This window comes from Halalkalibacter sp. AB-rgal2, from assembly GCF_041821005.1.
Taxonomy (GTDB): Bacteria; Bacillota; Bacilli; order Bacillales; family Bacillaceae_D; genus Halalkalibacter.
Genome location: NZ_JBGUAV010000018.1, coordinates 36,958 through 57,521 on the forward strand (window position 1 = coordinate 36,958; position 20,564 = coordinate 57,521).

Consider the following 20,564-nt stretch of genomic DNA (forward strand, 5'->3'; position numbering starts at 1 on the left):
AAAAACGAACTCTTTATAGTAACCGGTTACTATTACACTAATCACAACTACAATTCAACTTAGCCATCCATGTTTCTCAATGTCGATTCCTTAGCCACAAGACGTCGTGATAGAGTTATAGAAACCGTCAACCAGGGATCCTCTTGTACTCTTTTGTCATTGTCATGAAGATCACCTTTATTTAGATAGCAGGTGGTTCCTTTCGTTACGTAAAAACGAATTCTTTATAGTAACCGGTTACTATTACACTAAACACAACTACAATTTTCCGTAGCCATCCACGTTTCTCAACGTCGACTCCTTAACCACAAGACGTGGTGGTAAAATGATATCTCTACTAGGACCTCCATCCTCAATCATCTCGATTGCCATTTTGCCCAATTTTTCATAAGGATGACGAACACTCGTTAGTTCTGGTGAGGATGTTTGCGCTAAGCTTGTATCATCAAATCCAACAAAAGAAAAACTCTTATCAGCATGACGCTTTGAGGCTTTGATTATGCCTACCCCAACCATATCATTAATACCTAATAAAGCAGTTGGTAACTCTCTATTCGTACGAATTAATTGCTCAAAACCCTCTTCACCACTTGCAATATTAAACCCACTATAAATTTGCCAGGAATCCTTATATTCTAAATTGTACTTCTTAAGTTCCCTTTTAAATGTACTGACCTTAATATCTGTTGTCGTTATCCCCTTGACTCCACCTAATAAACCAATTTTTTTATGTCCTAGTTTCACTAGGTGCTTAATGATTAATTCAATACCTTTTGCTTCATCCGTTCTAACCGAATAATTATTCCCCCCTTCAACCTTGCCATTAATCGTGACCAACTTAGTTCCCTTCTGTACTTCGATTAGCTCTTGAACACTATTTGGATCTGGTACTGTATCGTTAATCAGCCCACCTAATAAAATAATGCCCACAGCTTGTTGCTCAAGTAATATTCGGATGTAGCGTGACTCTAGTTCACGGCTATGCATAGAATTCCCTAGCAGAACTGAATAACCTTTCTCAAGCGCATATTTGTCCACCTCAACAAACACTTGTGAAAAAAACGGGTTTGTAATATCAGGGGTGATAAAGCCTAGTAATCTTGATTTTTTGTTACTCAATGTTCTCGCAATGGCATTTGGACGGTAATCGTATTTATCTATGACCTTTTGTACTTTTTCACGCGTTTTTTGACTAACTGGATAATTGCCAGCAATAACACGTGAAATCGTGGCAGTAGATACACCCACCTCCTCTGCTAAATCATAAATGGTTACTTTTTTATTTTCCATATTAGATCGACTGCTTCCTATTCTAATTAAACGAATTTTAAGAAAATTACCACTGCACCTAGTGTAAATGAGAGCGCTATCATTGTCAATAATTTTCCTGAAAATTGCGGACCTCGCCAGTTAGCTCATCGCTTATTTGCCAATTTTACTTTGCGAAAGTTGAGTTCCTGAACTTAAATAATCACCAAAGGTGTGGCTTCTTCCTTTTCCCACGCTTTCCAACTAACTGCTTTTCTACTAAATAAATCAAGAATTAAATAAAGACGGTCATACAAGCCTTTCACAGGTCCACCAAGCCACGTAATATCCCAAGTCCATACTTGGTTGGGATATGTAGCCAGATGACTTTCAGAAGTTCTTCGCTCAGTCTTTTGGCTACGCCCACGGTGATGTTACATGTTTGCTTCACGTATTACACGAAAAAACGTTGATTCTGAGACAATGTAAGATCCTTTATCCGCAAGATTTAGTAAAATTCGCTTCGAAAGTAATCAACATATACTTCTATGAACTTATTCGTATCCTCAATGTTTGAGTTTCATATTTTAATACCGAACATAGGGAAAACACCTCAATTCTACTTTTTCTTAAAGATCTCCTCATTCCATTTTAACGTCAATTTCAGACTTATTTATAAGGTATAAAAACATTTTCTTTCTTGCATACAGATAAAACCCTAATTGGATTACATGGTAGGTGCCAGAAACAACTAAAAAATATAATACGACATTTGGGTTTTGAACAATTCCACCAATATCAGTTGACATGGCCGTAATAAAAAGAAAAGCAAGAATCGTCCCAATAATGGTTGGAATAAAAAATATAGGTGTTAGTTCATTTGAGATCATTCTCTTTAATTCTATTGTCGTAACACCGATATGATGAAGCTTTTTGACCTTCGCCTTTTCCTTGTCAATGTTAGAGAAGAGGTTTAAATATAATAGAACAAACGACGCAAAGAAGAATAGCACACTTAAAAAGGCAGTGACGAAAAACGAAATTCCATTTGTCGTTTTATTACGGTTATAGGCTTCTACTTTAGACACTATTCTAAATAAATCCGTTTCAGATATCCCCTCTACTTCCTCGTCAACAATGGGCGATGTTGCTTCATTGAAGGTTGTGAACCGTTCCTGAAGTTCCTCAACAACCTCATACGTCTCTTCCCAATTCGCTACATTGATTAAATGAATAGTTGATTCAAATCCATCTTTTTTGTTTTTTAGATGCTTCATTTCAAAATCATTGACAAGAATAAATTCAAGGCTTACGTTATTGAGGTTTTTTTCAACAATGGTTTTCCTGTGTGTATAGTTTTCTTCACTCTCTACGTTCGGGAAGGTAAAATAAAGATCGTAATCACTATCATTATTCTCTGACTGTTGATTGATATAATAGATAAATTCCTTATCACCTATTTTGATTTGATTAGAAGTCAAATGATTAAAATCATCAATTGACATCACGTGATAGACATAAGTCCAGCCACTAAATCGTTCTTGTTGAAAATATGAATAGATCGGTAGCGATACATGTGTATGAATAGGATTTTCTGGCTGGTTAATGATAGAATAAAGCTCTTCCTCAGTTAGGTTATTCTTACTGTCTGTTTGGAAAAACGCTATATCATAAGGGTTTTCCTTAATAGCTTGTTTAGCATTTTCTATGTACGTGAACAACATTATCGTACTATACAAAATAGTGACCATAATCATCACAGTAACCAACATAAGCGTAGATGTCAGTTGCTTAAATTTGTACTCTAAACTGCTTAAAGATAACATTCGTTTGTAATAATAAGCTTTATTCTTTTTAATAAGATCTATAAAGTAACTCGTGAACTGATTTATACTTATATACAAACCCATCCATGTCGTTGTCGTCCATATTAATAAATAATCGCCTCCATTTGACCCTGTATAGGTAAAATACAGCCCCAAAATAGATAAGATAATGATGGCTATTCCAAATTTACCAAGCAATGGACTTTTCATCTTGATTTCCTCAGAAACCCTATCACTTTTTAAAGTCAGAATGATCCTTTGATTAACTATGAGAAAAAGAGTTCTACCCACTGCTACAACAAATACAATTAAAAAAACCATCGATGTGTATAGGAACATTTCAATATTTAAATGATAGGAAACAGAATTTATCCCGACACTACTCGTTAACAAATAAAAGAAAAGACGAGAAAATAGTGAACCCGCGACAATACCAGTAACTAACGATATGCTGCCGATGATTCCATTTTCAATTAGTAGCAATTTACTAACATCCCGATTGGTCATTCCTAAAGTGATGAACAAACCAAACTCACTATTTCTTCGTTTTATAAAAATACTGTGTGCATAACTAATAAATAGCATAGTAAAAACAACTAAAGCTATTCCAGGAACAGCTAAAACATATCCAATTGATTCTGTCTCTTTTACTTGAGCGATATCTTCATTAAAAAACAGCGTTGAAAATAAAAAGAACAACATGACTGCTAAACTGTTACATAAGAAATAGAAAATATACTTTTTATAATGAGCCTTGACCATTTTCCAAACGATTTGGTTAAAGGACATCCGTTCTTCCTCCCAAAACAGCTTGACTATCCATTATTTCGTCTAAGAACTCTTTCCTACTACCTTTTTTGGTAATCGAGGAATGAATAGAACCATCTTTTAAAAATACAACCTTCTGACAATAGCTAGCAGCAAAAACATCATGAGTGACAAGAAGTACGGTAGTGGCTAGCTCATCAACTATCTTTTTAAAGCATTTCATTATGACTTCCGATGATTTAGAATCCAAATTTCCAGTAGGCTCATCAGCTAATAGTATACTTGGTTCGTTAACTAGTGCTCGACTGACAGCCGTTCGTTGTTGTTGTCCTCCTGATATGTTATAAGGATATTTATGTAAGATGGATTCAATCCCAAACAAACTGGCAAGGTATTCAATCCTTGCATCCATTTCGCTTGCCCTTTTTCGTTCTAATACCATTGGCAGAATAATATTTTCCTTTACCGTCAAACTATCTAGAAGATTGAAATCTTGAAACACGAAACCTAATTGTTTACGCCGAAATAATGCTAATTTATCTCCTATCATTTCGCTTATTCTTTCACCAGCTATTGTAACCTCGCCAGAAGTAGGCTTGTCCATTCCACTTAATACATTAAGCAAAGTAGATTTACCACTTCCTGAGGGACCCATAATCGCAATAAACTCTCCCTTGTGAATAGAAAGGCTCACTTCGTTTAAAGCCGTTGTAGAACTTTCGTTATTTAGTTCGCCGTATATCTTAACAATACGACTTGCATCTAAAATGACCAATGCAATTCCCCTTTCAAACTATGTAAGTCAATGTTCAACCTAGTTCCTCAAATGCTTCTCACTCGGCAGCTTGTTCGATGATGATCATAACGACCCCCAAAGCTTCACCGCCATCTTCCTTTCAAATAGAATTTAGTCCTTGATTCTTTTATTTAATAATAGCATGTTATTCCAAAAAAAGGAGGCTAGCTCTAAAATATACGACTACTTCTCATCCTATAGACTCACGCATACTAGAAGTAGGACATCCATTATAAATATTGATATAATTAAAAATGTTATGTACTTAGAAAAACCAATTCTATCTCAAAAGGAGATGTAAAGAATGAGAACCATTAAGCTTGGAACTAGTGAATTAGAAGTACCTGTTGTTGCGGTAGGCTGTATGCGGATTAATTCCATCGATAAAAAAGAGGCAGAAAGCTTTCTACAGACAGCATTAGATAATGGTGCAAACTTTTTTGATCATGCTGATCTTTATGGTGCGGGTGAATGTGAGGAAATATTTGCTGATGCGGTTCGGATGAATGATGATGTCCGGGAAAATTTGATTCTCCAGTCTAAATGCGGGATCCGACCCGATGTCGGAACGTTCGATTTTTCGAAGGAACATATTGTACAATCCGTTGAGAAAATCTTAAAGCGTCTGAAAACAGATTATTTGGATGTCTTCCTACTTCATCGTCCAGACGCACTAATGGAGCCTGAAGAGGTTGCAGAAGCCTTCGATATTCTCGAAAGCTCAGGAAAAGTCAGACATTTCGGCGTCTCCAATCAAAATCCAATGCAAATGGAGCTTTTAAGCAAATACTTAAAACAACCGATTGTTGCCAATCAGCTCCAATTAAGTATTACAAACACAACGATGATTTCCAGTGGGATCAATGTCAATATGGAGAATGATGCTGCCGTAAATCGCGATGGTAGTGTGCTTGATTATTGTAGGTTGAAGGATATTACGATTCAGCCTTGGTCTCCGTTCCAGTATGGCTTTTTTGAGGGGATATTTCTAGGAAACGAAAAGTTCCCAGAATTGAATAAAAGAATAGATGAGGTTGCGGCAAAATACGAGGTGTCGAATACAACGATCGCAATTGCGTGGCTACTGCGCCACCCTGCGAACATGCAGCCTGTCATCGGAACGATGAATGAAGGCAGATTACGAGAATGTATAAAAGCAAGCGATGTTCATCTCACTCGTGAAGAATGGTATAGCATCTATCGTTCAGCAGGAAACATCCTACCTTAATTTTTTGGGAATTCGGACGTGTCTGCCATAATAGAGAAGCCACTGAAAAAGTTAAAACCAAACTTTTTCAGTGGCATCATAATAGATTGGCAGGCGCATCCAAAGTCCGTTTACATATCATTTATCAATAATTGTCTACTGTTGCGTTGTAGTCATCGAGCAATGCTCGCACTTCATCCGTTGACTCTGTGTTCATCAATTGATTTCTTAATGGACTCGCCCCTCGAAACCCACGAACATAGATCTTGAAAAAACGCTGAAGCGATTTGAATGGACGCGGTTCAAATTCCTTTGAATATTGATCGTAGAGGTCAAGATGCAATCTTAAAAGATCCAACAATTCCTTACTACTATGCCCTTTCGGGTCCGTTTCAAAGGCGAATGGATTGTGGAATATCCCACGCCCAATCATAATCCCATCAACGTCGTACTTCCGTGCTAGTTCCATACCCGTTTGACGATCAGGAATATCCCCGTTTATCGTCAAAAGAGTATCGGGTGCCACCGTATCACGAAGCTTCTTAATCTCTGGAATCAGTTCCCAGTGTGCATCCACTTTACTCATTTCCTTTCTCGTACGAAGATGAATAGAAAGATTAGCGATGTCTTGTTTGAGTATATGTGTAAGCCAGTCGTGCCATTCATCTACATCTGTGTAACCAAGCCTTGTTTTCACACTTACGGGCAGCCCTCCCGCCTTTGCTGCTTGTATAAGATCAGCAGCAACATCCGGACGACAAATAAGACCTGATCCCTTGCCATTGGATGTCACGTTAGGTACCGGACAGCCCATGTTAATATCGACACCGCGAAAACCTTCCTTCGCCATACCTATACTCATTTGCCGAAAGTATTCCGGCTTATCCCCCCATATATGCGCCACTATCGGCTGTTCATCCTCGGTAAAAACCAAACGACCACGCACACTATGGTGCCCCTCTGGATGACAGTAACTTTCCGTATTTGTAAACTCTGTAAAGAACACATCAGGTCTAGCTGCCGCACTTACGACATGTCGAAAAACAACATCTGTCACATCTTCCATCGGTGCCAATATAAAAAACGGACGTGGTAAATCACGCCAAAAATTTTCAGTCATTTTCAAATCCAAATCCTTTCACAATCGGAGCATCAGCAATATTCCTAATATCCCCCCCAAAAAATAAGAAGCAAAGATATCTCTGCTTCCTTTACACTTATACCATTGTTAAGTACGTTTATCAAATTATACAACCCTTTATTTATTTTTTGCTAACTCATTTCTAGCGAGAGCCATTGGAGTTGTTCTAACCATTTTTTTATCATGATATTAACTCCATTCTCAGAATAGAGCTGAATTTCTAATAATAATCTGTTATACATAACACCTATATCTACTCTAGGGCTTTGAGAAGTACTTATACCATAGTAACCAATACTTAAAGAAATCAAAGAGGATGTATAGAACATCATCATTTTATCAGAAAATGTATGAGCCGTACTATTGGTTATTTCAGATGACCACGTAGTAGGTACAGGAGGGTTACTTTCTTCTAATTTTTCTCCAAATAACTTCGCATGCTTTTTCCCAATTTCTATTCCTCTTCTAATGAAGAGTTTAACATCATGATCCTGTGCGACCTGACTAAACCCAGTAAAGGTAGCTACTCCTAAAGCATTTCTTTGGAGATTAGCATATAAATTGGTTATCTCTGCGGCTACTAAAAGTCTTTTGTGATTAAGTATGTCACATAAAAAAACTTGCTTTTTCACAAAGGCAACTTGCTCTAAATTTGGCAGGGAAGGAGAGCTTACATAAACAGTACTAAAAATAATTTAAATCATCCATTGTTGGAATCGATGCAATTGACCCTACATTTGTACATGTAAGAGCTGCAACCTTATTACTAAATAACGTTATTTCTCTAATTTGTTCAATATTCTCTAAAACACGTTTTGGTTCCTTTTCCTTAGCTAACTGATAAAGCATTGCTCCAACAAATGCATCTCCGGCTCCTGTTGTGTCTATTGCTTTCACCTTTATACTTGAAATCGTCTCTTGTGTCATTCCATTTGAAATAAACGTTCCTTTACTTCCTAACGTTACTGCAACAAACTTAGCTCCATCGCGATGAAAAGCCTGAACCCCTTCTGCGATGTCCTCGACTCCTGTAATGAGTTGTAGTTCTTCCTCACTGACTTTTACGAAATCAGAAAAAGTAATGGCTTTTTTCGCCAAAGCGACAAACTCCTGTTCATTGCCTTTCCACAAATCCGTCCGAAAATTAGGATCAAACGAGATAAATTGATCTGCCAATTTTGCCTCTTTCATTGTGTTTAAATAAATTGTTTGAATTGGACCATTCAGTAAAGCTGTAGCTGAACCGAAGTGCAAAATGCGAGCACTATCTATTTTCCCCATATCTAGATCTTCTTCTGTTAAAAACGCATCTGCACCAGGATTAAATACAAAATCCCGCTCCCCATTCTCCTGTAAGGCCACGAAGGCAAGTGTCGTTGGATTCGTATCATCAAATACGAGCATTGACGTATCAACCTTCAGTTCTTCTAACGTATTTTTCAAGAAGTGGCCAAATGGATCATTGCCAACTTTCCCACAAATCATTGCATGTCCACCTAATTTCACTATCGATGCACAGACATTTGCCGGAGCACCACCTGCCTGTTTTTCAAATTTCATCCCTTTTATTAGATCATTTCCGGTATCCGTACAGAAGAAATCGATAAGTAACTCTCCAATACATACTATGGTTGAATGTGTTTGCATTTCCTAATCCTCCTTCTAACTAATTGATAACATATTCAATATTTACGATTAACGACCTTGAAAAGAGGAAGAAACCTATTAACAAAATAAGTTTTCTTCCTCCCTCAATAAAGTTTAATTTCCTGATACTTTTGTAACTAATCAGGTAAGGTGACATTTACGTTACTATTATCCCCATGATTCTGAAATTCATTTTCATAGATACTATCTGTTATGATCGTGGAAGTCGCTGAGCGTTTACTACAATCTTAGCATTAGATGGATTCGTTACCCCAATAGAATTATTTGAAATTCGATTGTTTTCTCCAGTCTCTACTAAAATAGCCGTATACCCTTCTGGCATACCATCAGCAATAATTTGATTCCCGCTAATATTAGTATTATAGGCTTCTACATGTAATATTTCCCATTCTATGTCCTTGTCATCAGGATGATTTCTATATTCTATTATAGAGATAACATTACCATTAATGACATTCCCATTACCATATTCCCCAAATTCATTTGGCAACAATTCAATCATCCCATTATAACGGGCTGAAATAGTATTGCTCGCTAAAGTCTCATGAATTGGGTTATATAGTCGTATATTACTTGAACCATCAGGATATATGTTGTTACCGCTTATATTAAACCATTTAGCATTTTCTAACTCAATCGTTACACCATCTGGCTGTGCGCCTAATGAGTTATTAACAATACTCGCCTGCTGTGAGGCCCCATTTAAAATAATGGAAGTCGTAGTTTCTGCAATCCAAGAATTACGTATCGAAGGGGCATCTGCTCCGTGTAGTTGTACACCAATTCCGATATTATTAATGACTAAATCATCAATTACAATGCGGTCAGTGTCTTGTACTGCCTCAATCCCATATAAGAAGGTATTTCACAAGACCACTGAAAACTTCTTTATAAAAAATGATGTTCAAAAAATAGACTTCTGAATTGCTTCTAAGCGACGTTTGAATGGCAGAGAGAAATATTTGCCCCCCTGGAAACATCATTTTATAGCTACTTTTTAGTGCACATATTTTCACTTCTTTTTCATTAAAACCTTTTTGGTCCAGATATGTAACCGTCTGTTAGTTTAATTGATCCGCCTTTTGAAAAAAACGAAATCTGTTCACAGACGTTATCTGGATAAAGTAAGCTTGTCAGAACATATTCTCCATCATTTAAAAAAACTTCGACTGATGATGTATCCTGAACGAAACGTATTTGTAAATGATCTGTATTTGTTATAGTAGCTATTTGATTTTTAAAGAAATTATCCGAGAAACTAATTTCTCCTGAATTTTTTCTATCTAATTCGAATGTGTTGTTGATTGAATCAATCGTTAATGTTGTGTATTGGTTATCTGTATGATGCAGTGTAATACCAAATTGATTAGCATCGATATTCTCGATATGAAGATCTAATTGTACGTATTGTTCATTCACAGGAAACATTTCTCGTTCATTTACAATCAGTTGTTCGATTGCATGTTTTTTTGCGAAGTAAGAGCCGAGTTCCCTTACTAATTTCTGGACGACCCTCTTGCCCGCTCGAGAATTTCGAAGAGTTAACTCCCTTGGAAGAGTCATTTGACTTCTCCAACCAACTGTAGGAACTTGATTAGCATACCGCCAATTACTCATCCAACCAAGATAAATTCGTCTTCCGTCTTCTTCAGGGATATCAGAAAAGCTTACACCTGCATAATTATCTTTTCCATAGTCTAACCAACGAGTATCATCATGCTCTGCTTCAAAATGCGAACCATCAAAAGAACCAATGAAATATTGTGTACAAGAACCGACATCAAATTGTTCATTATCACCTACACTCACAAATAATACCCATTTCTTCTCATTACTTCCTTCAACTTTTAATTGAAATAGATCCGGACATTCCCACACTCCATCGTGGAACCCCAAATTTTGGCCAAATTCACTTTGAAACTTCCATTCTTTTAAATTGGTTGATGAATAAATACTTACCGTCTGACCAGTAGCCAAAACCATGATCCATTTGCTTGTTTCGTGATGCCAGAACACTTTTGGATCTCTGAAGTCTAATTTAGTTTCGTGCTCGAGTACAGGATTCTCCTCAAACTTTTCCCACGTTCTTCCTTGATCGTAGCTGTAAGCAATGCTTTGTGTTTGCTTTTGCGGCTCTCCCTCGAATTCATTATGATGTGTAAAGATTGCTACCATCCCTGGTTCCTCAGGAAAAAATCCAGATGTGTTATTCCAATCAATCACTGCACTTCCAGAGAAGATTGTTCCTTTTTCATCTGGGTATAAGGCAATGTCTAATTCTTCCCACGTGATTAAATCTTTACTGACAGCGTGGCCCCAATGCATGGGACCCCAAACGCTGTCATTTGGATTGTATTGATAGTATAGATGATACTCTCCTTTAAAGTAAATTAACCCATTTGGATCGTTCATCCAATTTCTTTGTGGTGCAAAGTGTAAATTCGGCCTATACTTATCTATGTTTTGAATAGTCATGTTTTTCTCCTTAATTCGTTGTTCGATCATATCCATTTTGCATAATTTCAATCCATTCTTGATAACCTAAACGATTCAATTCTACTAAATGCGCTTCCCATTCATCTTCAATGTTCCCATTTATAATCCACTCAGCTCTTTTCCGCTCTATATATGGAATTAAATCAGCCTCAATTGTAGAGATTCGATCAAGCTCTTCTTTACTAAAGAAGATATTCGGTAGTACATTTTCCGCTTGCATATGTTGCACCATGACCTCTTCCATTAAATTCAGTCGCCACGCTGCATCGTCCGGCATTGTCGTAATCTCATCATAGTAGCTATCAAGTATAGCCAATGGCCCTCCAACTGAGGTTTTTTCTCTTAATTCAACCGGTGGTGTCCCTTCTAAATCGAGATGCCTTAGCATTTGACTGCTTTCATCATATTCAAATATATTTTGCTGCTCATCATCTCCATAAGTACCCCAGTTGTTTTGTACTGATTGATACGGTTCATAAAGTTGATCAATCCATTTAGCTGTTAATTCTAGGTTTTCATTTGCACTTGTGATAACCATTCTTGCACGGTCAAATCCCATCGCATTTGTCCTTGCAACATTTTTATGCCCATCTGGTCCTTCAAGAGGTGGCATTAGTTCATACGAATCGTTCATACCTGTAATATTTGCCTTATCCCAAGTGAAGTAAAGACCATAACGATTTTCTTGCCCTTTTGCCACATAAACAGGCCAATCTTGTTCAAAAGCCTCTATGTCGATTAATCTTTCTTGATATAAATCACTCATAAAATTAAATGAATCAATATAGTCCTCATGAGCTGCAGTTAGTATAACCTCTCCATCATTTGTCACAACTGTGCGCCCCCAGTTATCACCTATTCCAAATGATCCAAATAAGAAGCCTGGATCTTCTCCTCCGTGGTTGATCATAAAGGACATTGGAATCGTTTGTCCGCCTCCTGCTGGGTCATGATCTCTAAAAGCAACTAACACTTCTTTTAATTCATCCGTAGTTGTTGGCATATCTAATCCAAGTTCTTCTAACCACTCGACATTTATCCAAGGGAAGTTATCAACTGATTGGATTCTCCCTTTATCAGAACCTAACTCTTCAATCCAAGGAAACGCATATATATTCCCATCTGGAGCAGTCATCATTTCTCGATACTCCGGTGCCTCTTCTAGCACTGCCTGTAAATTAGGCATATAATTATCAATTAAATCATTTAAAGGAATAATCACACCGTCTTCAGCGTAGTCTAATAATTCATAATCACTAAAACTAGCATTTTTGATAGCGTCCGGCATTTCACCTGTAGCAAGGGCTAAGTTTCTTCTCTCACCAAACGTCTCACCAACAAAGTTTTGCCATTCTATATGGACACCTGTTTGTTCTTCTAAACGTTGATAAATCAATTTTTCGTTAGGATCATCAGGTGCTATTGGTGCACTTTCTGTCATGATTTTAAGGGATATTCCTTCTTCCTCTATTGGGAAGGAAATATTCGATAGCTCGTAATCATCAGACCAAGTTTGTTCATTACCATTTCCACAGCCAGTAATAACGACTGCCCCAATGATAGATAAAGATAATGTTTTAAATAATTTTTTCAAATGAATCCCCTCACCTTTTTTTATTTTAATGAACCTACCATTACCCCTTTTTCAAAGTACTTTTGGAAAAATGGGTACATAATCATCAGTGGTAGACTTGCTACGACAATAGACGAGTATTTTATCATTTCAGCAATTCTTTGCATTTCTGCCCTAGCTAATTGATCACCAATCATTCCAGGCTGCACTTCATTTTGCACTAAAATCTCTCGCAAAATTAATTGCAATGGATAGAGAGACCGATCATTAAGGTATATCATTGCGTCAAAGTAAGAATTCCAATTCCCTATAAAAGCAAACAGGGCAATGACAAAAATAATCGGCTTGGATAAAGGTAATATAATACTAATAAATATTCTGAAATCTGAAGCTCCATCAATTCTCGCTGCTTCCTTCAATTCATTAGGTAAGCCTTTGAAAAAGGTTCTTGCTAGAATAATATTCCAAATGCCGATAGCTCCCGGAAGGATAATGGCCCAAGGTGTGTCAACTAAACCTAGGGAACGAACGACTAAATAAGTTGGAATCATTCCTCCATTAAAGAACATTGCAAAGAGGAAATAGACAGTAAATATTTTTTTTCCAACAAGATCATCAATCGATAAAGAATAGCCTGCGAGAACAGTAAACGTAATCGATACTAACGTAAAGCCAGTTGCATAAAAAACAGAATTTAAAAATCCACGCATGATCGTTCCATCTTCAAATATGCGAACGTATCCATCAATTGTCCAATGCTCAGGGTTAAAGGATATCCCTCTCGTTAACAATACATTTGGTTGTAAAAATGAACCTAGGACAACATATATTAGAGGCATGGTAACACATATTACGATTAAGCTTAGAAATATTCTATTTATGAAAAGTAACAATCTATCAGTCTTCGAATTATTTATTAGTTGCGTCTCGTTCTTTCTTTTTTTCATAAGTTCATCTCCCTTCTTAATAAAGGGTTTCGCCTTTAAGTTTTTTTACAACGCCATTTGCTGTTACTAGTAGAACTAATCCAATAATAGTATTGAACAGTCCCACAGCTGCACCAAATGACCAATCACCTGCTATTAGACCTCTTTTATAAACATACGTGTCAATAATTTCTGATGCAGGCAAGTTCATTGAGGTTTGCAATAAGTAAGCCTTTTCAAATCCGATAGACATGATTCCTCCAATAGATAAAATAAACAGAACAGCCATAACTGGTTTTAAAACTTGAAAATCTATGTGCCAAATTCTTTGCAAAAGCGATGCCCCGTCAATTGTTGCTGCGTCATGAAGCTGTGGATCCGTATTCGATAATGCTGCAACATAAACAATGGAAGCAAATCCTGCGCCTTGCCATATTCCTGAAGCGATGAAAATCGTTCTAAAATAATCAGGATCAGACATAAATGAAATGGGGCTATTTATAAACAGAGTTAAAAAAGAGTTAATAGGTCCTGATGGTGAAAGAAAGATAAATACCATACCTGCAAGTACAACAGTTGAAATAAAATATGGAGCATAAATAACTAATTGGATATTTTTCTTTATACTAGATTTTCTCACCTGATTTAACATAATAGCTAAAATGACCGGGACTGGGAAACCGATTAAAAGCTCGAACGTACTAAGCTTTATTGTATTCATAAAGATTTGGTAGAAGTTTGGAGAAGTTAAAAAGCTGTGAAAATGTTCAAAACCAACCCAGTCACTTCCCATAATTCCTTTCGTAACACTAAAATCTTTAAATGCGATTAGCACACCATACATTGGAACATAATTGAATGTAAAAACTAAAATAACAGCAGGAGCTAAAAATAAATATAGTAAATAGTTTTTTTTGATATAGCTTAAACGGCTTCTTTTTTTCTTATCTAATACCATTATTGGTTCACTTGGTGACTCCAAATTTGTTGACATAAAACCCCCCCTTAGCAATCAGTCTCAAAATTTAAAACCAACATTTTGATTAAAACCAGCACCTCTTTCTAAATAGGAACGGATTAACCATTCAGCAGCTCTAACGCACGTCTTGATAGCGGTTTCTATACTCGATATCTAACGTAACCTTCTTATTTTCTTGTGATGGTTATAGAATGGCCTCCATAGTCAAATTATATGTCATCCGGTTCCACATGTCAACCGGTTCCACAAAAATACTCTCTTTTAAATTGAAAAAACTCTTAACAATGATAAAATAGTTCATTTAAAACCATCTTTTCCACTGATAAGAGTAAAGTAATAACAACGCTTTCAAGGGACTCGTACAAGGTTTTCATTAAGTCGTACTACCCTCTATTAATTTAATTGGTAACCATGTTTCTAATTGTAAATCATGATTTTCGTTTTCAATCATTTTAAGTAATGAATCAATCGCTACTTTTGCTATTTGGTCTATTGGCTGCTGGATCGTTGACAATTCAGGTAAGAGACTTTTACTTGTCTCCGTTCCATCGTAACCAATGATTTTTAATTGATCAGGTATTGAAATTTCTCTTTTTTTTGCTTCTGCAATCACAGCCGCAGCTAATAAATCATCACTTGCAAAGATACCATCCACATCAGGATACTGATCAAATAAAGTAGATATCACTTGTATATGATTATTAGAATCAAGTACATTTTCCACACTATAGGTGATAGGAGTGCGATTATATGACTTCATAACATCTACATACGCTTTTTTACGTAAATTTGCTGGTGTTTCTAATGAGTCTGGTCCATGAATATGAATAATTTGTTTGCATTTTTTTGAAACTAATAATTCAGTTGCCTGTTTTCCTCCCTCATAATTATCAGAACCAATGACAGGAATCGTATCAGATAAATAATGATCGATTGCTACAACAGGATTCTTTTTATTATCTGAATTTATTAGTCCTCGATTATACGTTATAACAATTACTCCATCGACTTGATTTCTAAGTAACATATCCCAATACTTCTGTTCTTTATCACTTCGACTGGAACTATTACATAATAAAACTCTATATCCTAATTCGTCACATAAATTTTCAATATGAAAAGTTAATTCCCCAAAAAATGGATTACTTGTTGTAGGTACGATTAAACCAACTATATAGGAGCGTTTTTTATACAAAGAACGCGCTAAATCGTTGGGTACATAATGAAGTTCCTCCATCGCTTTATAGACGAGGTCTTTCGTTTTTTCACTAATGTAACCTCTGTTATTAAGCACTCGGGAAACTGTTGTTTTAGATACACCGGCTTTTTTTGCTACATCACTTATTTTCGGTTTCAACTTCCATTCTCCTAACATCAACAAATATTTATAAAACAATACAATTTTTAACATGTGTTTTGTGGGAACTATTATATAATCAGCTGTTGGCGATATATTTTATTTACATAATATCACAAGCACAATCGAAAGAATCACTCTCCATTAGGTTTGAATAAAATGAGAGCACCAGACAACGATATTAGTATAGCATTAGTCTACCTTGATATGGTAAAAATGATAATTGTAGAACAATATGTATGCATCACTAGAAGCGTAATTAACTCACCTTATGTCAACCGGTAACATATATAGTATATGAGAATTTTACCCTCTGTCAATATTTTAAATCTACTAACATTCACAATGCTCTTGTTAAAAAAGTACATAAAAAACTGCCCGAAAAGGTAATACCCCTTTCGGACAGCCACTTCAACAATGAGTGCATCTTACGTTTTAGCTTTCATTTTCTCTATTTCTATAACGATACATTACCGTTCCACCGATTGTGACCAATACAATTCCCAGCAATAAAAGGTTAAACAAAACAGTACTTGTATTCGGTAATTTATCGCTGTCGAATAGTACCTCATCGTCCCCTTCTTGTGATTTCGTTTCATGAAGAGAGAATTCAACCTCCGAAATTGCTGCTTGTAGTTCACTTATCGTCTTATTTAGTTCATCATCTGAATTTATATTATCAAGCTTTTCCATCGCACTATTTATAGCAACTTGTAGTACTTGATAAGATTCTTCTGTCATACTTTTATTTGTTAACTTTATAGCTCTTTCTATTAATTCTTCCAAGTCTCTTACATCAATCTCTTTTTTTATGGGGACAGGGGACAATTCCTTTATTTGTAAATCATTAATACTTTCTTGTAATCGTTCAATAGCAATTAACAACTCTTCATCGGTAGTGATAGTCTCAAGATCTTCAATTGCTCTTTTAATGGCCTCTTGCAATCTTTGATAAGATGCTTCCGTTACACCCTTATTAGTAATTCCTTTTGCTGAATTTATTAATTTTTCTAAGTCAGTTACATCGATTTCATGATCGAAAATAGGATCCGATAGTTTTTCAACTTCAAAATTACGGAATTCAGCTTTTGTATTTTCATTTATTAGACCTACACTCATGTCACCTTTCATTTCGACTATTCTTTCATACATTTGTTCACCATTTATATAAAAAGTAAAGATGTCACCTTCTTTCTCTACTTTTAACGTTGATGCTTCTTGAAGATCCGTACCTGCTGGTAAATCTACGCCTTCCCAGCCGAAATCTTGATGGTGGTTTCTTGCAAATGTTTCAAGCTGATTAATATCCACGTTGAAAAAGGCTGAGACCATTGTTCCTTCTTCGTCTTGAATAGTAACTCCATATTTCGGAAAGCCTTCATCGCCTTGGTCAATCCATTGTATATCAGTAGAAACACTAAAGTCAGTAGTAAGAACTTCCTCTCTAAAAATCTCTTTCCACTCAGGGTTGAATTCAATATGACTACTTAAACTTGTCTGATCGAATATATCCCAATTACCAGAAACCCTTCCCGTTAAAGGAGATGGCCCCCAACCGTCAGTATACTTAGAGGTTCTATCCTCCACCACTCTCACAGTAATGTCTTTGAAGATACCACTATTTGGATCGCTTATCGTAACTGAGGTTGTACCCATTTCTATTCCTGTAATAGAAACGATTGTTTCATCAATTGCTTTCAATTCAATTAGACCTGCTTTTGCAACCTCCCATTCAAAAGGGGATAATACATTTAACCAATCTGGCTTTGCATGAGCAATCAGTTCAGTAAGTTCTCCGACTTCTAAAACAACTTCTTCCTCACTCACAACGATTCGTTCTATTTCTCCATCTGCCGGAGACACTCTCCATATCGAATCTAGATGGTAAAAGTCGAGAGAGAGAATTTCTACCTTACCGCCATGTGAATATAGCTCAATTCCTCTATTTGTTGGTTTTGTGTATATAAGGTTTGTAAAAACATACTCCCCATCATCGATAAATAATTCTACCGAAGATTCATCTACTAATCCTCTTAGTTTTATTTGTTTTTTGTCAGTTGGATAATCCGTTTCAAAACGTTTTCCAAATTGAAAAGTGTCTCCATTTCGGTCAACTAATGTTTCAAGTCCTGCATTGGATCGATCGAGGAAAACCTTTTCTGAGTTCACATCGACTCCGGCAACTGTCTCATTTTCTTCAGACTGTCGCAAACGAATCCCAAATTCATCAACATCATCGTATGCAATAACCATTTCAAATTCATATGTTGATCCAGAGAAATCTTTAATTGTATGCTCACCTTCAAGGATAAATGAGTCTATAGTGTATTTTGTTGCCCGTAAGCTTTCTATTTCCCTAATTGGTTCCTGAAATAAACGAATGCTATCATCAACTGTCCTTAATGACAATTCTCTTGGGATAGACATAGAGCCCATCCATGGAAATGTTGGAGATTGATAAGGATAACGCCAATTGGCCATCCATCCTAACCATATCCGTCGGCCATCATCAGATGAAATATCATTAAAAGACTGAGCTGCATAAAAATCCTGTCCAAAGTCAGTAAATAATACTTCATCAGCTGGATTTATGTTCGTAAATTCATATCCGTCAAATTCTCCAACAAAATATTGTGCAGTCGAACCATCGGTAACATGATTATCGCCAATGCTTACATGTAGCACCCATTTTTGATTATGCTTATCACCATCAACCGGCAATCTGAACAAATCTGGACACTCCCATACTGCAACCTGTGAACCTTGATCATCTCCAAATTTGCTTTGATATTCCCACTCGATCAAGTTAGATGAGTTGTAAAAGGCTACACTTTTATCAGTACTGACAACCATCACCCATTTTTCTGTCTCATCATGCCAAAAAACTTTAGGATCACGGAAATCTTTTATTCCGGGGTTTTCAATTACAGGATTCCCACCATAACGCTCCCACGTTCTTCCATTGTCTTTGCTATAGGCAATACTTTGTGCCTCTCCACCATGAGTACTTGTATAGATGGCTACCATTCCTGCTTCTCCATCAAAAAAACCACTCGTATCGTTCCAGTCAACTACAGCACTTCCAGATAGAGCCTGACCTAATTCATCGTGCTCTAATGCTATTGGAAGGTGTTCCCAATGGATAAGATCCTGGCTAACGGCGTGAGCCCATGTCCCCATTTTTTGATGAAATAAATGGTATTCACTTTCAAAATATATGAGTCCATTTGGGTCAGCTAACCTTCCTGCTGGTGTGGAAAAATGAAATTGTGGACGATATAACTCTGTATAATAATCATTTGATTCTATCATACTACTATTATTTCCTCCTATATTTGACATAAAAACATCGCCTTCTGCACTTATTATTACGGTACCACTAACAAATAAAGTAAATACAAAGATTACTATTACTACTCTTAAATAGCCATTATTCCTACGCATTAAATAACCTCCTACAAATTTTAACTACGACCAACAATGACTTAAAGGCTGCTTCACACATCAATAAAAGTCAAGATTATGAATCAGTGAAGACAGTCTTTGAAGATTCTGCATTTCTGCTTTATTAAATGAGTTTAAATATTTTTATTTTGTTAACGCTTCCAAACTTATACAGAAAATAAAGACATAATGTTATTAAAAACATATGTCAACCGGTTACATACATGTTAATTTATAATTTCCCGAAGTGTCAACTACTTTTTTTTTTTTATATTTTTTTAAGAAAACAATCCATTTTAAGGTGACAATGCCTATTCAGCGTGCTAAAGATGATACTTTTAACTTTACATTCGTAAGCAAAGTAAACATCCGTCAAAACAGATATATCTGCTTTTAGATCGTTCTCATAAGAGATGTTATATTTATTAAATTTATCGATATCCGAACCACTGAAAGTACCAGCAGTTATCCGGAAAGACTCGTTATTCATGTTCTTCAAAGTAATGAGGCTGGATCTCATATTGGATTTGTGCACCAAATCCTTTAACCGTACACCTTCTTAATGGATGAAAATCACATAAAACCATAACCCCACCATCTTTTAATAATGCAAAAAGGATAGACATGAATGTATCAATATCATTTAAAGTCTTCTAGCTACTGTAGTTCATTATAACTAAGAACAGATAATAAGAAAGTAACAGAAAGAAGGGAAATAAGCATTATTGTCGAAATAAAATGCAACAACTATGTAAACAGGAGGCGAATACATGCCTTTAGTATCAATAAATGAACATAACATGTATTACGAATGGAGTGATAGTAATAGCAGGAGTCAGGAGATACTTTTGCTCATTCACGGACTGGCACTTGATTCCTCATGCTGGGGGCGCTTTAGCGAATTACTTGTGGCGGACTTTTCCGTTGTGCAGTACGATATTCGAGGGCATGGACAAAGTCATTTTGAGGAGGCGCCGATCACATGGGACGTTCTGTGTTAGGATTTAAATAAACTCCTTACAAAACTTGAGCTATCAGAAGTCCATATAGTCTCATTTGGTTATGGAACACATTTAGCTGTGAAGTACGCCCGCGCGTATCCTGATCATGTCAAAGCCCTTACACTCATGTCGCT

Annotated in this window: 16 protein-coding genes; 2 read left to right on the top strand and 14 right to left on the bottom strand. The window is 36.3% G+C overall.

Going from position 1 to position 20,564, the window contains the following annotated elements; genetic code table 11:
• Positions 1-258: 258 nt before the first annotated feature.
• The 3 genes from ACERJO_RS14170 to ACERJO_RS14180 form a co-directional block, all read right to left on the bottom strand.
• Positions 259-1,290, bottom strand: a complete 1,032-nt coding sequence (locus tag ACERJO_RS14170) for a LacI family DNA-binding transcriptional regulator (RefSeq protein ID WP_373647900.1) — start codon at positions 1,288-1,290, stop codon at positions 259-261.
• Between the two features lie 599 nt (positions 1,291-1,889).
• Positions 1,890-3,863 (bottom strand): ABC transporter permease, encoded by a 1,974-nt coding sequence (locus tag ACERJO_RS14175; RefSeq protein WP_373647901.1) that lies wholly within the window; start codon positions 3,861-3,863, stop codon positions 1,890-1,892.
• The gene (locus ACERJO_RS14180) at positions 3,853-4,617 is read right to left on the bottom strand and encodes an ABC transporter ATP-binding protein (RefSeq protein WP_373647902.1); all 765 of its coding nucleotides are present in this window, start codon (positions 4,615-4,617) and stop codon (positions 3,853-3,855) included. The genes ACERJO_RS14175 and ACERJO_RS14180 overlap by 11 nt, the downstream gene beginning before the upstream one ends.
• Positions 4,618-4,942: 325 nt before the next feature.
• Between ACERJO_RS14180 and ACERJO_RS14185 the strand changes: the two genes are divergently transcribed.
• A complete protein-coding gene (locus ACERJO_RS14185) occupies positions 4,943-5,866 on the top strand; it encodes an aldo/keto reductase (RefSeq protein WP_373647903.1) in 924 nt (307 codons plus the stop codon).
• Positions 5,867-5,990: 124 nt separating this feature from the next.
• Here the strand turns inward: ACERJO_RS14185 and ACERJO_RS14190 are convergent, their stop codons facing one another.
• The 11 genes from ACERJO_RS14190 to ACERJO_RS14240 all read right to left on the bottom strand — a co-directional run bounded on the left by ACERJO_RS14190 (position 5,991) and on the right by ACERJO_RS14240 (position 20,055).
• Positions 5,991-6,965, bottom strand: coding sequence for a tRNA dihydrouridine synthase (locus ACERJO_RS14190; protein WP_373647904.1), 975 nt, complete (start codon positions 6,963-6,965; stop codon positions 5,991-5,993).
• A 152-nt stretch (positions 6,966-7,117) separates the two neighbouring features.
• Complete coding sequence (locus tag ACERJO_RS14195; RefSeq protein WP_373647905.1) at positions 7,118-7,618, bottom strand: DUF3231 family protein; 501 nt, start codon at positions 7,616-7,618, stop codon at positions 7,118-7,120.
• A 52-nt stretch (positions 7,619-7,670) separates the two neighbouring features.
• Positions 7,671-8,633 carry a carbohydrate kinase family protein gene (locus ACERJO_RS14200; protein WP_373647906.1) on the bottom strand — a complete coding sequence of 321 codons (963 nt, stop codon included), beginning with the start codon at positions 8,631-8,633 and terminating at the stop codon, positions 7,671-7,673.
• A gap of 211 nt (positions 8,634-8,844) precedes the next feature.
• Positions 8,845-9,144: a hypothetical protein gene (locus tag ACERJO_RS14205; RefSeq protein WP_373647907.1), complete on the bottom strand. Its 300-nt coding sequence runs from the start codon at positions 9,142-9,144 to the stop codon at positions 8,845-8,847.
• A 536-nt stretch (positions 9,145-9,680) separates the two neighbouring features.
• A complete protein-coding gene (locus ACERJO_RS14210) occupies positions 9,681-11,129 on the bottom strand; it encodes a glycoside hydrolase family 32 protein (RefSeq protein WP_373647908.1) in 1,449 nt (482 codons plus the stop codon).
• A gap of 10 nt (positions 11,130-11,139) precedes the next feature.
• Complete coding sequence (locus ACERJO_RS14215) at positions 11,140-12,744, bottom strand: extracellular solute-binding protein (RefSeq protein ID WP_373647909.1); 1,605 nt, start codon at positions 12,742-12,744, stop codon at positions 11,140-11,142.
• Positions 12,745-12,764: 20 nt separating this feature from the next.
• Positions 12,765-13,670 carry a carbohydrate ABC transporter permease gene (locus ACERJO_RS14220; RefSeq protein ID WP_373647910.1) on the bottom strand — a complete coding sequence of 302 codons (906 nt, stop codon included), beginning with the start codon at positions 13,668-13,670 and terminating at the stop codon, positions 12,765-12,767.
• Between the two features lie 16 nt (positions 13,671-13,686).
• Positions 13,687-14,607, bottom strand: a complete 921-nt coding sequence (locus ACERJO_RS14225) for an ABC transporter permease (RefSeq protein ID WP_373647934.1) — start codon at positions 14,605-14,607, stop codon at positions 13,687-13,689.
• A 394-nt stretch (positions 14,608-15,001) separates the two neighbouring features.
• Positions 15,002-15,985, bottom strand: coding sequence for a LacI family DNA-binding transcriptional regulator (locus tag ACERJO_RS14230; RefSeq protein WP_373647911.1), 984 nt, complete (start codon positions 15,983-15,985; stop codon positions 15,002-15,004).
• A gap of 435 nt (positions 15,986-16,420) precedes the next feature.
• Entirely contained in the window at positions 16,421-19,429 is a 3,009-nt protein-coding gene (locus tag ACERJO_RS14235; RefSeq protein WP_373647912.1) for a glycoside hydrolase family 32 protein, read from the bottom strand.
• A gap of 482 nt (positions 19,430-19,911) precedes the next feature.
• Positions 19,912-20,055 carry a hypothetical protein gene (locus ACERJO_RS14240; RefSeq protein WP_373647913.1) on the bottom strand — a complete coding sequence of 48 codons (144 nt, stop codon included), beginning with the start codon at positions 20,053-20,055 and terminating at the stop codon, positions 19,912-19,914.
• Positions 20,056-20,199: 144 nt separating this feature from the next.
• On the opposite strand from ACERJO_RS14240, the gene ACERJO_RS14245 reads away from it, so the two are divergent.
• Entirely contained in the window at positions 20,200-20,430 is a 231-nt protein-coding gene (locus ACERJO_RS14245; RefSeq protein WP_373647914.1) for an alpha/beta fold hydrolase, read from the top strand.
• The last annotated feature ends 134 nt before the right edge of the window (positions 20,431-20,564 follow it).

Bases quoted from the DNA above. Each gene is read 5' to 3' on its own strand.
- ACERJO_RS14170 (WP_373647900.1), bottom strand. From the start codon at position 1,290: ATGGAAAATAAAAAAGTAACCATTTATGATTTAGCAGAGGAGGTGGGT.
- ACERJO_RS14175 (WP_373647901.1), bottom strand. From the start codon at position 3,863: ATGTCCTTTAACCAAATCGTTTGGAAAATGGTCAAGGCTCATTATAAA.
- ACERJO_RS14185 (WP_373647903.1), top strand. From the start codon at position 4,943: ATGAGAACCATTAAGCTTGGAACTAGTGAATTAGAAGTACCTGTTGTT.
- ACERJO_RS14190 (WP_373647904.1), bottom strand. From the start codon at position 6,965: ATGACTGAAAATTTTTGGCGTGATTTACCACGTCCGTTTTTTATATTG.
- ACERJO_RS14200 (WP_373647906.1), bottom strand. From the start codon at position 8,633: ATGCAAACACATTCAACCATAGTATGTATTGGAGAGTTACTTATCGAT.
- ACERJO_RS14210 (WP_373647908.1), bottom strand. From the start codon at position 11,129: ATGACTATTCAAAACATAGATAAGTATAGGCCGAATTTACACTTTGCA.
- ACERJO_RS14220 (WP_373647910.1), bottom strand. From the start codon at position 13,670: ATGAAAAAAAGAAAGAACGAGACGCAACTAATAAATAATTCGAAGACT.
- ACERJO_RS14225 (WP_373647934.1), bottom strand. From the start codon at position 14,607: ATGGTATTAGATAAGAAAAAAAGAAGCCGTTTAAGCTATATCAAAAAA.
- ACERJO_RS14235 (WP_373647912.1), bottom strand. From the start codon at position 19,429: ATGCGTAGGAATAATGGCTATTTAAGAGTAGTAATAGTAATCTTTGTA.
- ACERJO_RS14240 (WP_373647913.1), bottom strand. From the start codon at position 20,055: ATGTCTATCCTTTTTGCATTATTAAAAGATGGTGGGGTTATGGTTTTA.
- ACERJO_RS14245 (WP_373647914.1), top strand. From the start codon at position 20,200: ATGCCTTTAGTATCAATAAATGAACATAACATGTATTACGAATGGAGT.